The 16524-nt window shown below is 42.2% G+C and carries 16 protein-coding genes; 6 read left to right on the top strand and 10 right to left on the bottom strand.

The window, feature by feature from the left end; genetic code table 11:
• Window positions 1–106 precede the first annotated feature (106 nt).
• From leuE to N5J47_RS00710, 3 genes are all read right to left on the bottom strand, one after another.
• Window positions 107–757, bottom strand: coding sequence for a leucine efflux protein LeuE (leuE, locus tag N5J47_RS00720; RefSeq protein ID WP_279958849.1), 651 nt, complete (start codon window positions 755–757; stop codon window positions 107–109).
• A 73-nt stretch (window positions 758–830) separates the two neighbouring features.
• Window positions 831–1820, bottom strand: a complete 990-nt coding sequence (gene tal / locus N5J47_RS00715; RefSeq protein ID WP_279958848.1) for a transaldolase — start codon at window positions 1818–1820, stop codon at window positions 831–833.
• A gap of 106 nt (window positions 1821–1926) precedes the next feature.
• Window positions 1927–2820, bottom strand: a complete 894-nt coding sequence (locus N5J47_RS00710; protein ID WP_279958847.1) for a LysR family transcriptional regulator — start codon at window positions 2818–2820, stop codon at window positions 1927–1929.
• A 102-nt stretch (window positions 2821–2922) separates the two neighbouring features.
• Between N5J47_RS00710 and aceI the strand changes: the two genes are divergently transcribed.
• From aceI to N5J47_RS00685, 5 genes are all read left to right on the top strand, one after another.
• A complete protein-coding gene (gene aceI, locus N5J47_RS00705; protein WP_279958846.1) occupies window positions 2923–3351 on the top strand; it encodes a chlorhexidine efflux PACE transporter AceI in 429 nt (142 codons plus the stop codon).
• A gap of 244 nt (window positions 3352–3595) precedes the next feature.
• Complete coding sequence (locus N5J47_RS00700; RefSeq protein ID WP_279958845.1) at window positions 3596–4408, top strand: SDR family NAD(P)-dependent oxidoreductase; 813 nt, start codon at window positions 3596–3598, stop codon at window positions 4406–4408.
• An 81-nt stretch (window positions 4409–4489) separates the two neighbouring features.
• Entirely contained in the window at window positions 4490–7951 is a 3462-nt protein-coding gene (gene mfd / locus N5J47_RS00695) for a transcription-repair coupling factor (protein WP_279958844.1), read from the top strand.
• A 193-nt stretch (window positions 7952–8144) separates the two neighbouring features.
• Entirely contained in the window at window positions 8145–8579 is a 435-nt protein-coding gene (locus N5J47_RS00690) for an HIT domain-containing protein (protein ID WP_004759860.1), read from the top strand.
• Window positions 8580–8634: 55 nt separating this feature from the next.
• The gene (locus N5J47_RS00685; protein ID WP_279958843.1) at window positions 8635–10071 is read left to right on the top strand and encodes an adenylate/guanylate cyclase domain-containing protein; all 1437 of its coding nucleotides are present in this window, start codon (window positions 8635–8637) and stop codon (window positions 10069–10071) included.
• A 34-nt stretch (window positions 10072–10105) separates the two neighbouring features.
• Here the strand turns inward: N5J47_RS00685 and N5J47_RS00680 are convergent, their stop codons facing one another.
• Entirely contained in the window at window positions 10106–10540 is a 435-nt protein-coding gene (locus N5J47_RS00680; protein WP_279958842.1) for an Rrf2 family transcriptional regulator, read from the bottom strand.
• A gap of 110 nt (window positions 10541–10650) precedes the next feature.
• Here N5J47_RS00680 and N5J47_RS00675 point away from each other — a divergent pair, with 110 nt between their 5' ends.
• Window positions 10651–11532 carry an NAD(P)/FAD-dependent oxidoreductase gene (locus N5J47_RS00675; RefSeq protein ID WP_279958841.1) on the top strand — a complete coding sequence of 294 codons (882 nt, stop codon included), beginning with the start codon at window positions 10651–10653 and terminating at the stop codon, window positions 11530–11532.
• A gap of 56 nt (window positions 11533–11588) precedes the next feature.
• On the opposite strand, the gene fdx is transcribed toward N5J47_RS00675, so the two are convergent.
• The 6 genes from fdx to N5J47_RS00645 all read right to left on the bottom strand — a co-directional run bounded on the left by fdx (window position 11589) and on the right by N5J47_RS00645 (window position 16523).
• Complete coding sequence (fdx, locus tag N5J47_RS00670; protein WP_279958840.1) at window positions 11589–11927, bottom strand: ISC system 2Fe-2S type ferredoxin; 339 nt, start codon at window positions 11925–11927, stop codon at window positions 11589–11591.
• A gap of 17 nt (window positions 11928–11944) precedes the next feature.
• Window positions 11945–13804 carry a Fe-S protein assembly chaperone HscA gene (gene hscA / locus N5J47_RS00665; RefSeq protein WP_279958839.1) on the bottom strand — a complete coding sequence of 620 codons (1860 nt, stop codon included), beginning with the start codon at window positions 13802–13804 and terminating at the stop codon, window positions 11945–11947.
• A gap of 69 nt (window positions 13805–13873) precedes the next feature.
• On the bottom strand, window positions 13874–14392 hold the full coding sequence (gene hscB / locus N5J47_RS00660; protein WP_279958838.1) for a Fe-S protein assembly co-chaperone HscB: 519 nt from the start codon (window positions 14390–14392) through the stop codon (window positions 13874–13876).
• 84 nt (window positions 14393–14476) lie between these two features.
• Window positions 14477–14797: an iron-sulfur cluster assembly protein IscA gene (gene iscA / locus N5J47_RS00655; RefSeq protein WP_267979740.1), complete on the bottom strand. Its 321-nt coding sequence runs from the start codon at window positions 14795–14797 to the stop codon at window positions 14477–14479.
• Window positions 14798–14827: 30 nt separating this feature from the next.
• The gene (gene iscU / locus N5J47_RS00650; RefSeq protein ID WP_279958837.1) at window positions 14828–15214 is read right to left on the bottom strand and encodes a Fe-S cluster assembly scaffold IscU; all 387 of its coding nucleotides are present in this window, start codon (window positions 15212–15214) and stop codon (window positions 14828–14830) included.
• A 91-nt stretch (window positions 15215–15305) separates the two neighbouring features.
• Window positions 15306–16523 (bottom strand): IscS subfamily cysteine desulfurase, encoded by a 1218-nt coding sequence (locus tag N5J47_RS00645; protein ID WP_267979739.1) that lies wholly within the window; start codon window positions 16521–16523, stop codon window positions 15306–15308.
• Window position 16524 lies beyond the last annotated feature (1 nt).

Below are 16524 nucleotides of genomic sequence, written 5' to 3'. Positions count from 1 at the left end.
ATGCATCTATACTTGATTAAAATTTGTTGAAAAGTATATCGTTAATATCAGCTAAATCGTAGTTCTAAAATGATTGGATAAATTGATCATTCGACCCAACGTGGCATTAAGTCAGCGTTGAAGTTGCGAGTTTAAGACCAAAACCAAAAAATAGGATGCCAACCAGAAAAATACCACTTGCTGCCAGTTTAAGGTTATGTTTAAAGAAAGCTGCCAATTTAATACCCGAAAAGATCAAGGCGGTTAAATAACTAAAGCTAATCAATTGCAGAATAATCGCCAGAATTAAAAAACTTAATGCAGGATAGGCATAGTCTGGCTTGACGAACTGCACAAAGAAAGACAGAAAAAACAGGATGGCTTTGGGATTAAGCAAACTGATACTCAGTGCAGTACGGTAGGGGTGGACTTGATCTAATTGAGGTAAATCAGCCATTTCTGTATGCTGTTGTGGTTTGTTCCATGTTTGATAGGCACCCTGTAACAGCTTAAACCCTAAATAAGCCAAGTAGGCACCACCAATTATTTTTAGAATGACAAATAAAATAGGAAAGGTTTTTAAAAGCGAAGCTGCTCCAAAAATAGTGAGCAGAATTAAAATAGAATCACCTGTTAATACGCCTAATGCTCCCCAAAAGCCTGTTTGGATACCATAACGTGATGCAATCGACATGACATATAATGAGTTGGGGCCAGGTAATAAGATGATCAACACTGTACCAATGATGTAAGTGGTTAAATCTGTTATACCAAACACAATAAACTCATTAAAAAACCGATTTTTGCTATAGTAACAAAAATCGGTTTTTTATAGGTGAAAAATCGACTAATTATGGCTTGATTTCAGCATCAATTCCAAATGATTGGCGCAATAGTAGGCTGAGCTGGTCACGCGCCTTGATAAAGCCATCAATACCGCTTTGCAGTAACTGGAAAGCCATTAAATCCTGCTCAAGTTCAGCCTTAAAGCTTTCCTTGGTCTGGGTAGGGCGTTCAATTTTTTCCGCCTGTTGTGCGGCTTCGCTGCTCAGTTGGGCAGCAACTGTTTGTTGATCCTGATCCAGTTGTGCCAATAAATTTGGCGCAATGGTCAATAAATCACAACCTGCCAAACCTAAAACCTGTGCGGTACTGCGGAAGCTTGCCCCCATCACCTGTGTTGGAATGCCGTGTTGCTTGTAGTAGTTATAGATTTTCTTAACCGATAATACGCCTGGGTCTTTTTCAATTGGATATTGATCAACGCCCTCAGCCTTTTTATACCAATCCAGAATACGGCCCACAAAAGGGGAAATCAGCGTGACTTTGGCATCAGCACAGGCTTGGGCTTGATGTAGGCCAAACAACAAGGTGAGGTTACATGGGATTCCCTCAGCTTCTAAAACCTTAGCCGCCTGAATCCCTTCCCATGTTGATGCAATTTTAATGAGGATACGAGACTGCTCAATACCATAGCCCTGATAAAGTCTGGACAGTTCACGGGCTTTGGCAATGGTGGCTTGGGTATCATAAGACAGAGAGGCATCCACCTCAGTTGATACACGGCCATCAATCAGCTTTAAAATTTCAACACCAAATTTCACCGTTAAAATATCAATGGTGCGTTCAATCAGTTCATCACCCTGATAATTTTCCTGTTTTGCCTGTGCATAGGCATCTTCAATCAGTTCTTTACTTTCTGGTTGTTCAGCAGCAGCCGTGATCAGTGATGGATTGGTGGTGGCATCCAAAGGGCGAAATTTTTCAATTGCTTCCAGATCACTACTATCAGCAACAACAGTGGTTAAATTCTTTAATTGATGTAATGCAGATTCAGTCATTGCTATAGATTTCTTGCTAAACAGTATTATTGGTAACTTCTGTTATAGCACAATCTTCGTGAAAACAAAGCATCGCTTTAATCTCAGATTAAGATTCATACATTCATTATTTATTTTCGAGTTGGCGTTGTGTCCGAATATGCTCAATTAAGAAGCGTGCTGCTGCACCCAAGTCGCTTTCACGACTCCAGACCAAATCCACATAATATTCAAATTTTGGGGTGAAATCATACAGTTCCATGATTTTTAACTTTTTCTTTAATTCAGGATTTTCATTAAACATTTCCAGTGGTAAAACCCCCCAACCCAAGTTCCGCACAATCATCATACAGGCAGAGTGATGGTTATCAGTACGCCAGTAATCTTTGGAAAATAGCAACTCAGGTTTAATGGTATGGTCTCGGCTGGCCACCACAATCTGTCGGGTTTGCACCATTTGCTCAAATGAAACTTGTTTAAGTTGAGCAAGAGGGTGATTTTTTGCAATAACAGGAACCAAAGCCTCTCTTTTTAATTCAACAAACTGTTCACGACTATCTAAATGCTCCCGTTCAAACATCAGTGCCAACTGGGCAGTCTGATCAAGCAGCATTTGTAGGGCATCTTCCTGTGGCGCAGACACAATATTCAGGACGAGGCTGGGAAAGTGTTGCTCAAGCAGGGTGATGTAATCTGTCCAGTTGGTGTGCAGTAGCTCAGAAACCACCACAATATTTAATGTGGATTCCAGTCCAGTACTGAGTGCATGGGCATGTTGTTTCCATTGATTCATTTCAATCAACAGTTGCTGGGTTTTTTCATACAGCACCATTGCCTCGGCCGTAGGCACTGGTTCACGTCCAACCCGTTCAAATAAATTCAGGTTCAGGTCGATTTCCAGATTGGCAATCGACATACTCACCGCAGAGGGAACCTTACCGAGTTTACGGGCAGCGGCAGAAAATGAACCCGTTTCAATGACGGTTTGAAACATGAGAAGTTGTTCTTGATTAATATTCATCTGTCAAAACTAATCTATCAAAGAAAGTGAAAGAACCTGATTGGATTAATCAAAATTATAAAAATAAAATGCACATTATCCAAACAACAGAGTGTTATAGAAATGTTGATCTCCAAGAGAAGACTCGTTCATGCGATGAGCTATGAAGTGATTTTATTGGTCATCATCGCAATTGCGTTAAGTTTTATTTTTAATATGCCTTTAGAAGTGACTGGTATTCTAGGTGTGATTATGGCGGCTATTTCCGTAGTCTGGAACATGATTTTTAACCATTATTTCGAGAAAATAGAATATAAATATCAGTGGCAAAGAACTATTCCAGTCCGTATTTTGCATGCGGTTGGTTTTGAGGGTGGTTTGATGCTTGTGACCATTCCGATCATTGCCTATATGATGCAGATGAGCTTTCTTGATGCCCTGATTCTGGATTTTGGTTTGACCATGTGTATTCTGGTTTATACATTTATCTTCCAGTGGTGTTATGACCTGATTGAAGAACGTTTCTTTCCTGATGCCAAATTCGCATCCTAACTATTAAGAAAAGCATTCCTTAGATTTTCCAAGGAATGCTTTTCTGTATTTATAAAGCTTAAGTAAGAACTAAAATTACAATATATAAAACTGGAAAATTCAATAAGTTCATCAAAAAACGAGCTATGAGATTTAGGCGTATTTAATTAAAATTGATCAAAGTGGCAAATAGAAAATAATTTTAGGTCAAACCAATGAGACCAAGATAGGTTATATATGGACAGTATAGAGAATAGGAAAAAGTATGAAAAATTTACAGGGAAAAACCATTGTACTGACAGGTGCGTCGGGTGGGATTGGCGAACAGGCTGCCATTCAACTGGCTGCATTGGGTGCCAAAATGTGTTTAATCGCCCGTCGTAAAGATGAATTGGAACGAGTGCAGCAGCTAATTCAGCAACAAGGTGGTCAAGCATGGATTTATCCTGTGGATATTACTCAGGAGGATGATGCAAAAAGTTGTATTGAGCAGATATTAAATGATCATACAAGGGTTGATGTTCTGGTAAATAATGCGGCTCGCTCGATACGCCGTCCAATTATTCAGGCACTGGATCGGCTACATGATTTTGAGCGTACCATGCAAATCAATTATTTTGCTGCCGTCCGTATGACATTGGGTTTATTGCCACATTTTCTAGAAAATGGTGGAGGGCATGTGATTAATATCTCGACCATGTCCACCCAAGTTCCCATTCCGTTATTTTCAGCGTATTTAGCCAGTAAATCGGCACTGGAATCATTTTCCCGTTCCTTAAAAATGGAATTAGGTGATCAGGGAGTGGATGTGAGTATTGTCTATTTCCCAATGGTACGCACACCGATGTCATCTAAAACAACGATTTATAAACATATGCGAATGCTGGATACGTCTACTGCGGCAGGATGGATCGTCAAGGCAGTACAGCAAAAGTCCTATCGTATTACCAGTACCAGTGGTGCAATTGCTAATACCTTGCTGAATACCGCACCTACTACGGTTATGAATTTAACCCGCCCCTTATTTCGTTTGATGGATCAACAGTTAGAGAAAAAATTAAAGGATAAATCCAGTTAGTCTTCTTTCTGGATTCATATCCACACAAAAAGCATCATGCTAAACTAGGTCAATTGTCCTTTAAATTGCACGATTTTCTCTATGTTTCAACAAGAAATCTCTCAATTAAACCTACAACAATTCAAAGCAGGCGAAAAACGCTGGATCGGTTCATTGCTGGGGTCATCTGCTGCATTATTATTTAAAGAAATTGCGACGCAAAGCTCAAATCTCTATGTGATTGTGGCAAGGAATAACCAGCATCTTGCCCAACTGGAAAGTGAACTGGAATTTTATGGCATCAAGCCCACCATTTTCCCTGATTGGGAAATTTTGCCCTATGATCGTTTGTCTCCACATCAGGATATTGTGTCAGAGCGTTTAGCAATTCTTTCCAATATGCCACAAAAGGGCATTTTACTGATTTCAGCAAGTACACTGGCGCAACGGGTTGCACCATATTCATGGGTTGTGGGCGAACACTTTGATATTAAAGTGGGGCAAAAGCTTGATTTAGAGACACAGAAAAAACAGTTGGTGCAAGCGGGTTATCGTTTGGTCGATACAGTTTATGATCACGGCGAATTTGCGGTTCGTGGCAGCATCATGGATATTTATGCCTCTGGTCAAGAACAACCGATTCGTATTGACTTATTTGATGATGAAATTGAGAGTCTGAAATTCTTTGATCCAGAAACGCAGCGCACCACTGAATCCTTAAAAAACTTTACGGTTTTACCAGCCAAAGAGTTTCCATTAAAAGAGGGGCGTTCGACTTTTAGAAATCGTTATGCGGAAAGTTTTCCGACAGCCAATCCCAAGAAAAATCCCATTTATCAGGATGTGCTAGAGGGCATTGCGACCCCAGGTCTGGAATTTTACCTACCATTATTCTTTGATAAAAAGCTAATGGAGGCGCAAAGTATCCTCACAACCTACTTACCAAAGCATTGCGTTGTCATTACAAATAATGAAGTTGAAGATGAACTCATCAACTTCTGGAAAGAAGTGGTTCGTCGTTATGAGGATCGTCGTCATAACATTGATCAACCGATTCTTCCTCCTGAGGAATTATTTTTAATGCCAAATCATGTGTTAAAGGCATTAAATCAATTTCCACGAATCTTAGCCTCAGCAGAAGCATTTGAAGCCAAAGCAGGTGTGCTCAATCTAGCTGCTGAACAACCACCCAAACTTGCAGTTGATCCTAAAAAGCAACAGCCTTTTGAGGCAGTGAAACATTATGTTGATCAAGCTAGACATCCAGTTTTATTGGTTGCGGAAAGTGCAGGCCGCCGTGAAACTTTAAAAGATGCTTTGAGGGCGGTATTAGGTGAAATTCAAACCGTAGACAGTTTTGCCCAGTTCCAGAAAGATCAGTTACAGGTTGCCATTACCAGCGCGCCTTTAGATCGGGGCTTGTTGCTAACGAATCAACTTTCGGTGATTTCTGAAAATCAGTTGTATGAACATCGTGTGGTACAACGCCGCCGTAAACGCCAACAGGAAGTTTCCGAAGAATTTTTAATCCGTAGCTTAACTGAGTTGAGCATTGGTGCGCCTGTGGTGCATATTGATCACGGTGTTGGACGTTATGCAGGCTTGATGACGCTGGAAATTGATCAGCAGGATCATGAGTTTTTACAGCTTGATTATGCCGATGGTGCAAAAGTTTATGTGCCTGTGACCAATTTACACCTTATCAGTCGTTATAGCGGTGGTGATCCTGACCTTGCACCGCTACATAAATTAGGTACAGATACATGGAGCAAGGCCAAGCGTAAAGCACTGGAACAAATCCATGATGTTGCGGCTGAGTTGCTGCATATTCAGGCACGTCGTCAGTCCAAGCCAGGCTTTGCATTTGAAATGGATCATACAGGCTATATGCAATTTGCCAGTGGCTTTGCTTATGAAGAAACCCTAGACCAAGCCAATGCGATTGAAGCGACTTTACATGATATGCAACTCGCCAAACCGATGGATCGTCTGGTCTGTGGTGATGTGGGCTTTGGCAAAACCGAAGTTGCCATGCGTGCTGCTTTTGTCGCTGTGCAAAATGGTAAACAGGTGGCGGTGCTGGTGCCCACCACCTTATTGGCGCAGCAGCATTATGAATCCTTTAAAGATCGCTTTGCCGATACTGCGGTGCGTATTGAAGTATTGTCCCGTTTTGGCAGTAATAAGGCGCATCTGAAAACCATTGAGGATTTGGCCGAGGGTAAAGTCGATATCGTCGTTGGTACACATAAAATCCTACAAGAGAATGTGCAATTTAAAAACCTTGGACTGATGATTGTCGATGAAGAACATCGTTTTGGCGTGCGGGATAAGGAACGAATCAAGGCATTGCGTGCCGATGTGGATATGCTGACCTTAACTGCGACACCGATTCCACGTACCTTAAATATGGCATTCTCTGGAATGCGTGATCTCTCGATTATCGCAACGCCACCAGCGCGTCGTTTGGCTGTTAAAACCTTTGTACAGGAACATACGGATGACTCCATCAAGGAAGCAATTCTGCGTGAATTGCTGCGTGGGGGTCAGGTCTATTTGCTGCATAATGAAGTGGAAACCATTGAAAGGGCAGCTGAAAGCATTCGTCATTTAGTGCCAGAAGCACGAGTGGGAGTGGCACATGGGCAAATGCGTGAACGTGAGCTGGAACAGGTGATGCAGCAGTTCTATCATAAAGATTACAACGTTCTGGTGTGTTCAACCATTATTGAGACAGGGATTGATGTTCCAAATGCCAATACCATTATTATTGAACGTGCAGACAAACTGGGTTTAGCGCAGTTGCATCAATTGCGTGGCCGTGTCGGACGTTCACACCATCAGGCCTATGCTTATTTGTTAGTGCCTTCCATTAAACATCTTAAAGGTGATGCGGAAAAACGTCTTGATGCCATTCAACGTGCATCGACTTTAGGTGCTGGCTTTATGTTGGCAACCGAAGATCTGGAAATCCGTGGCGCAGGTGAATTACTGGGTGAGCAACAAAGTGGCTCGATGCAGGCGATTGGTTATAGCCTGTATATGGAAATGCTGGAAAAAGCCACCAAAGCCATTCAGAAAGGCAAGACACCGAACTTCGATGCGCCATTGTCATTGACGGCTGAAATCAACCTGCACATGCCAGCCCTGATTCCAGATGATTATCTGGGGGATGTACATCAACGTTTATTATTTTATAAACGTATCAGTAATACCGATACCCAGGAGAAACTCGATAACATCCGCATGGAATTGATAGACCGTTTTGGGATTCCACCGCAACCTGTCAAGCAACTATTCAGCGTTCATCAAATACGTTTGAGGGCAGAACAGTTGGGCATTACCAAAATTGATATCAATAGTAATGGCGGCTACATTGAGTTTGCGCCTGATACGCCTGTGCAGGCGATCAGTATTATTCAACTGATGCAGAAGAACCCGACCTATTACCGTATGGAAGGTGGTCAGCGCCTGAAAGTCATGGTGCAGTTGGCTGAATATGACAAACGTATCCAGTTTATCGTTGAGCTACTGAATAAATTGCTGGGTGAGTTGCATAGTTAGTTGAAAAATAGATTGATGTTTAATTAAGCGAATATAGGTTTGTCGGTGAAAAATAACCATTTTTTGATCGGATGTTGTGCCAATAAATGAGGAAAATCATTGTTATTTGTAATCAAACAGGTTACTAATAATATTCACATCAAAACTGATGTGATAGTATTGATCATCATTATTCTGCATCATTTATAAAGATATGTTTAGTTTGCATCCACAACTTGCTCAAGATACATTTTTTGTAGGCGACTTCCCGCTTTCAACATGTCGTTTAATGAATGATATGCAATTTCCCTGGTTGATCCTTGTACCACGTGTACCAGGTATTACAGAACTATATGAACTCAGCCAGGCAGATCAGGAACAGTTTCTACGTGAGTCAAGCTGGTTATCCAGCCAACTCGCCCGTGTATTCCGTGCGGATAAGATGAATGTTGCCGCTCTGGGGAATGTGGTTCCACAACTGCATTTTCACCATGTCGTGCGCTATCAGAATGATGTGGCATGGCCTAAACCTGTTTGGGGTACACCAGCTGTGCCTTATAGCAATGATGTATTGGCACATATGCGCCAGACCCTAATGCTTGCATTACGCGGTCAGGGTGATATGCCATTTGACTGGCGCATGGACTGAGCCAGAAAGAAAATAGAATAAAAGCCGTATTCTATAATAAGAAAAGGAGGACGGAGTGCCACTAGATAGGTTAATTGATAAAGAGCCTAGACAGTTCGCTTACTTTCATCGATTGATGGGATATTCGATCTTGTCGCTGATTTTGGTCATCTATACATTTACCTCTACCAGTGCTAGCTTTCAACTCTATATCCTCCCTTTATTATTGGTCTATTTCCTGTTCTGTCCTAAACTGGAAAAGTGGCTGCAATATAAATATGACAAAGTCACCGAAAAGAATGTTCTCTTTGCCTGTGAAGCCATTATTGTTGCCATTGTTCTTGCGGGTCTACATTTAAGTCTTGTCCCTACGTTTACCATTTTATTTGCCTTATTGTATGTTGGCCTAAATAACAAGATTTCCCTGCCAATTGGTTGCCTGATTGGGCTGATTGGTGTGCTGGTCTTTTATTTCTGTACTTTTTTTATCTTTGATGCGGAAGAATACTTTGAGCCAACCAATCCCGAACTGACCGTTGTGAGCTTGCTTGGCCTGATGATGTTCATTGTGATTGGTAACTACTATCAGCATCGTCGTCTCAATATTCTGGGACAGCAACGCCAGCATTACCATAATCAAATGACACGCTATATTGCATTTGCCAACCAGCTTAGTCGTTATGCGCCACTCCAGTTATGGCAATCGATTATGCGGGGTGAGGCTGAGGCAAAAATTGAATATAAACGTAAAAAATTAACGGTTTTCTTCTCAGACATTCAAGGTTTCACTGAACTCTCAGAAACACTTATTCCAGATGATCTAGCTTTCCTGCTCAATGATTATCTCAGCCACATGACTGAAATTGCCAAGCAGTATGAGGCAACTGTGGATAAGTTTATGGGAGATGCAATCCTCATTTTCTTTGGTGATCCAAACTCACAGGGTGTGGAGCAGGATGCGAAATCCTGTCTGGAAATGGCAATTTCCATGCGCCAGCAAATGAAACTTTTGCGTGAACGCTGGAAGAAAATGGGCTATCCAGCCTTGCATATCCGCATGGGGATTAGTACAGGTTATTGCCACGTTGGGAACTATGGTGCTTCGCATCGTATGGCCTATACCATTGTGGGACGTGATGTAAACCTGGCGGCACGTTTACAGTCTGCTGCGGAAGTGGATGAAATCCTGATTGCGGATGACACACATCAGCTGATTAAAAATGAATTTCTTTGTGTGCCTAAAGTACCAATTTACTTAAAAGGAATTCAGGGACCTGTAAAAACCTGGCAGGTGATGGAAAAATTCACTGGCAAGAAATCAGATACCCAAAAATGGTTTGATTTTGAATATAAGGGTTTTCATTTGGTACTTAATTTAGAGGAAGTACAAAATTATGAATATCCTGAATTGGTTGAAATTTTAGAAAAAATGATAGACCGAATTAAAAAGCAGCAGAAGATTACCAATGCACAGGGAATTCCAAAACTGACCCTGGATGATGAAGTAAGATAATAAACCTCCCAAAAGTGATATGTTATTCACTTATCTAGTGTGAATGCATTTCACATAAATGATCAAATTGTGCAGCCAGAGACGCGAGGGTTGTTGCTTTCAATTGTCGAATCAGGATGTTCTGAGCATCCTGAATTGCATGATCCAGTGCCGCATTAACCACTTGTTCAACCAGACATTCTGGATTCTCTCTTTCATTTCCAATGGCGAAAATCGTAGGTTCACCCACAGCCTGATAAATGTCCCATAAGGTAATTTTCTCCAGATCAGCTGTCAATTGCCAACCTCCACCTGCACCTTTTTCTGAGTGTACAAAACCTGCCTTTTTTAAACCTGACATGGTACGTCTAACCACCACTGGATTAGTTGAAAGCATCTGTGCAATTTCATCGGAGGTAAAGGTTTTTTTCTGTCTGGCCATGTGTAACAGCACATGAAGCATTCGGGAAAGTTTACTGTCGGTGCGCATGAAATCAATAAGTGAAATGGTAAAAAGTAACCCTTAATGTAACATCAAAAGTTGCAAATTAAAATGAAAAGTATTAATGTAACTTTAAAAGTTACATATAGGTGATTCTCATGCAGTACGATGTTGCAATTATTGGTGGTAGTTATGCAGGACTGGCTGCGGCAATGCCATTGGCAAGGGCTCGTAGAAATGTGGTTATTATTGATGCAGGACAAAGACGAAATCGTTTTGCTGAATATTCACATGGTTTCTTAACACGGGATGGTACAAAAGCCAGTGAAATTGCTCAAATCGCAAAAGAGCAGGTATTGGCTTATAAAACAGTTCAGTGGGAAGATGGAAGTGTAAAGCGTATAGAAAGGGTCAATGATGGTTTTGCTGTGTGTATTGATGCCACTCGTTCAGTCACGGCAAGGCGATTGATCATTGCGGCTGGAATTACTGATCAACTGCCTGAGATTTCGGGTTTGGCTGAACGCTGGGGAAAAACCATTTTCCATTGTCCTTACTGTCATGGTTATGAACTTAATCAGGGTAAAATCGGGATTATCGCAAGTTCAGAACATTCAGCCCATATGGCAATGATGCTTCCAGATTGGGGTAAGACGACCATCTTTATCAATGATTATCCCGTACCAGATGAGTTGCTTGTTCAACTCAAGGCAAGAGGGGTTCATATTGAAAACAGAGCAATTCAAGAAATTACAGGGCGGAGTGATGTTGTGTTGGCAGATGGCTCAGTTATTCAATTGGACGGTATATTTGCAACAACAAAATGCACGATTGCTCAAGACTGGATATTCAAGCTCGGCTGTGAAATTGAGCAGAATGCAATGGGTGAGGCGATTAAAACCAATACAATGAAAGAAACATCAGTGGCAGGTATTTTTGCCTGTGGTGATGTTGCACGTTTAGGCAGTTCAGTGCCTTTGGCGGTTGGTGATGGCACCATGGCGGGCGCAGCCGCGCATCGATCCCTAATTTTCGGTTAAATAAAAAAGCTAGAGATCAACTCTAGCTTTTCATATTTTCGGGAAACTATTTAGGTTTAATGATTTTCTGAAGCATGGTTGATGGTGTATTTAGGGATTTCGATCTCTAAATCTTCATCAACAATCTTAACCTGACAAGACAGGCGGGAATCGGGTTCCAGACCCCATGCGCGGTCAAGCAAGTCTGCTTCAACGTCATTCATTTCCTCAAGGCTGTCAAAACCTTTACGAACAATCACATGGCATGTGGTACAGGCACATGACATATCACAGGCATGCTCGATTTTAATGCCTTGCTTAAGTAAGCTTTGGCATAAATTGGCATTCGGCTCTACTTCAAATTCTGCACCTTCAGGGCAAATTTGAGGGTGTGGAAGAACTTTAATACGTGGCATATTGATCACCTATACCTTTAATTTGAGTTTGACCAATCTTCAAGTTTTGTACCTTTTAAGGCATGGTCAATATGTCGGTTCATACGAAGTGCGGCAAAGGCATCACTGTGAATTTTAAGCTGTTGAACAGCCTGTTCAATTGCTGCAAGATCATTGGTCTTGAGACGTGCCTTTAGGGCTTCTGCTGCAAGAATGAGATCACGAGCCTGCTGTTGGGTGAGTAGATCGGTATCCGCTTTTAACGCCTGTTCCAAAGCTTCCAGCTCACGTTGGGCTTCAACCTTGGTTTCCTGCAAGTGGCGAAGATTTTTATCTTCCTCTGCATGTTGGAAACCCTCTACCAGTAAACGTTCTGTATCCGCTGCGGATAGACCATAGGATGGCTTGATATCAATCTGAGCCTGTACGCCAGAAGTGGTTTCTTTTGCTGATACAGTGAGTAGGCCATCTGCATCTACCTGGAATGTCACTTCAATGCGTGCCTGACCCGCAGTCATTGGCGGAATGCCGTGCAACACAAAACGGCCCAATGAACGGCAATGCTCAACCAGATCACGTTCACCCTGTACCACATGAATCAACATGGCGGTTTGTCCATCTTGATAGGTGGTGAATTCTTGACGGCGCGCGACAGGAATTGCTGTATTACGTGAGATCAAGCGTTCAACCAAGCCGCCCATCGTCTCCAAGCCGAGGGAGAGTGGAGTGACATCAAGCAGTAATGAACCATCTTGGCTATTCCCAATGAGCTGATTCGCAGTAATTGCAGCGCCAATGGCAACCACTTCATCTGGGTTGATGGTACAGAGTGGCTCACGTTTAAATAACTTACGTACTGCTTGTTGAACAGCATATGAACGAGTTGAACCACCAACAAGTACCACATGCTCAATCTCATCCAATTCAAGTTTGGCATCACGTAATACACGCTTACACACACTCATAGTTTTATCGAGTGCAACCTGAATGATTGATTCAAAGGTTGGGCGATCTAAAATCAGACGATCATCCAATAATTTTAATTCAGCAGTTTCGTGATCTGTTAAATGTTCTTTAGCCTGACGTGCCGCAATTACAAAAACAGCATATTCTTCATCGCTTAAGGTATCAATATTGAGCTGTTTTTTTGCCCATTTTACGATTAAGCGATCAAGGTCATCACCACCCAGTGCGGTATGTCCACCTGTTGCCAGAACTTCAAACACACCTTGTGAAAAACGCAGGATGGAGACGTCAAAAGTACCGCCACCCAAATCGTAAATCACATAATTACGGTCTGTACTGAGGTTGGTGTCCTGATCCAAGCCATAGGCAACCGCGGCAGCCGTTGGTTCATTCAGTAAGCGCAAAACATTTAAACCCGCAAGCTGGGCTGCATCACGAGTTGCCTGACGCTGTGCTTCATCAAAATAAGCAGGAACGGTAATCACTGCACCATTCACAGGGTTGTTCAGGCTTGCTTCTGCACGGTCCTTTAACTGTTTTAGAATTTCAGCAGAAATTTCAACAGGTGTTTTACGGCCAGCAACCGTTTCAAATGCTGGCATTTCATTTTCTGCACCAACAAGTGTGTATGGATGCTGGAATTTGATATCTGCCTGTGAGCGGCCCATAAAACGTTTTACTGAAACGATGGTGTTTTTCGGGTCAGTCAACATAAATGGTTTGGCTTCATAGCCAAATGTGGTTGCATCCTTTGCATAATGAACAATAGAGGGGAGCAGAACCCGACCTTTGTCATCCTGTAGAACTTTCGGTTTTCCCGATAGCACTGTCGCCACTAAAGAGTGGGTTGTCCCTAGGTCAATGCCAATCGCAATACGATGTTGATGCGGGGCAGTCGATTGACCAGGTTCAGCAATTTGCAAAAGTGCCATGCGTGCGGTATCCCTTAAATAATCGGTAATAACGTCCTTGAGGAACGATTGAAGTTCCGCAAAGGACGTCTAAAAATCATCGTCCAGATCGAAGCTATCTTCTTCGTCCAGCATACGATCTTCAGCTTTATCAATATCATTCATCACACGTTGGAAAAAACGCAGCTTACGAACGGTATCACGTGCCTCAGCCCAGTCTTCATCCGCATAATCAATCTTGAACTCTCGGACTAGGCCATCAATCCATTGTTGCACATCAACTTTTAATGTGCGTAGCTGATCTGCTGATGTGGCTTCGTCAAGCTGCTCACGCATTTCAAGTGCGGATTGCAGAAACTCAAAATCATTAATGGATTGGTCAAGATGGTGGTCTTGTTTTTTTAAGGCAAGCAAATACGCAGCACGGCTATCCACTTGTGAGAGCACTTTATAGGCTTGGTTGATTTCACTTGACTTGATCAATGCCTGATCTTTGTCAGTGGCTTTGTCTGGATGATATTGCTGTTGCAAACTTAAAAACTGTTTTTTTAAAGCTGCTAAATCTATATCGAGTGCTTCTGGTAATTGGAACAACTCAAAATGATTCATGGGAGATGAATTCCGCTATTGATAAATACGTTAAAACAGTGCGGAACACACTGTTTTGACGAAAAATAAAGAGGGTGTATGAAGTTAAACAGTAAATGATTCACCGCAACCACATTCACCTTTTTGATTTGGGTTGTTAAACTCAAAGCCTTCGTTTAGACCATTTTTGACATAGTCCATCTCTAAACCATTGAGATAAACCAGACTTTTAGGATCAACAAAAACTTTAACACCGAGTTGTTCAAAGACTTGATCATGTGTATCGACATCATCGACAAACTCAAGCACATAAGCCAACCCAGAACAACCCGAAGTTTTCACACCAATACGAATGCCTTCACCCTTACCACGGTTTTGCAGGTAATTGCTGATGTGAGTCGCAGCATTTTCAGTTAAATGGATCATGAAAACTCCAATGTTTGATCAATGGTCAATTTAAACTTTGGCTTTCTTACCGCGATAGTCTTCAATCGCAGCTTTAATCGCATCTTCAGCCAATACAGAGCAGTGTACCTTGACTGGTGGAAGTGCAAGTTCAGTTGCAATGTCAATGTTCTTGATTGCCTGAGCTTCATCAAGGGTTTTGCCCTTTAACCATTCGGTTACAAGTGAGCTTGATGCGATTGCAGAACCACAACCGTAGGTTTTGAAGCGAGCTTCTTCAATTACGCCATTGTCATCGACTTGAATTTGTAAACGCATCACGTCACCACAGGCAGGCGCACCGACCATACCCGTGCCCACGTTTTCCGCATTTTTGTCTAAAACACCAACATTACGAGGATTTTCGTAATGATCAATTACCTTTTCGCTATAAGCCATGTCGCTTCTCCAAACCTCGGGGTCAGCCTAATATTAATATGAGGGTTAAAACACTGTTTTCAATGAAGAGTTCAATTAAAAGCTCAATGAATTAGTGTTCAGCCCATTCAACTGTTGAAAGGTCGATACCTTCTTTGTACATATCCCAAAGCGGAGAAAGTTCACGCAATTTCTCTACAGCAGCCTTGGTAAGGGTCAATACGTGGTCAATATCTGCTTCAGTGGTATATTTACCAAAACTGAAACGGATTGAGCTGTGCGCCAACTCATCAGACAAACCTAAAGCACGCAATACGTATGATGGTTCTAAGGTTGCAGAGGTACATGCAGAACCACTTGAAACAGCGAGGTCTTTCAGTGCCATCATCAACGATTCACCTTCAACGAAGTTAAAGCTGACATTGAGGTAATTTGCAACGTTTTGTGTTGGATGACCATTTAAGAACACTTGTTCAAGGTCTTGAAAGCCATTCCAGAGTTTGTCACGTAATTTGCGAATGCGTTCCTGTTCTGCCTGCATGGTCTTGCCTGCAATTTCAAACGCTTCACCCATGCCTACAATCTGGTGAGTCGCTAAAGTACCAGAACGCATGCCACGTTCATGACCGCCACCATGCATTTGCGCTTTTAGGCGAACACGTGGGCTACGGCGAACAAAAAGAGCACCGATGCCTTTAGGACCATAAGCTTTATGACCAGAAAAACTCATTAAATCCACTTTCATGGTTGAAAGATCAATTTCAACTTTACCAGCAGCTTGTGCCGCATCAACGTGCAAGAATGTCTTGTTGGCACGGGTGAGTTCACCAATTGCAGCAACATCAGTTACAGTACCAATTTCGTTGTTGACCATCATCAGTGACACAAGAATTGTATCTGGACGTAATGCTGCTTTCACCATCTCAGGTGTAATTAAACCTGTACGTGGTTCTGGTTCCAAATAGGTAATTTCGAAACCTTGTTCTTCAAGCTCGCGGCAAGTATCCAACACTGCTTTGTGTTCGATTTTACTGGTAATAATGTGTTTGCCCTTTGAACCATAGAACTGGGCAATTCCTTTAAGTGCCAAGTTGTCAGACTCAGTTGCACCAGAAGTCCAGACAATTTCACGGGGATCAGCTTTAACTAGGTTTGCAACCTGCTCACGAGCATACTCAACCTTTTCTTCAGCCTGCCAACCATAAGCATGCGAACGTGATGCTGGATTACCGAATGTCCCTTCGAACGTTAAACATTCCATCATACGTTCTGCAACTTCAGGGAGCACAGGTGTGGTTGCTGCGTAATCAAGATAAATTGGACGTTTCATG

Source organism: Acinetobacter sp. GD03645, assembly GCF_029845285.1.
Classification (GTDB): domain Bacteria; phylum Pseudomonadota; class Gammaproteobacteria; order Pseudomonadales; family Moraxellaceae; genus Acinetobacter; species Acinetobacter corruptisaponis.
Note: the sequence above shows the minus strand (reverse complement) of the source record. Positions and strands in the feature narration are given on the sequence as shown.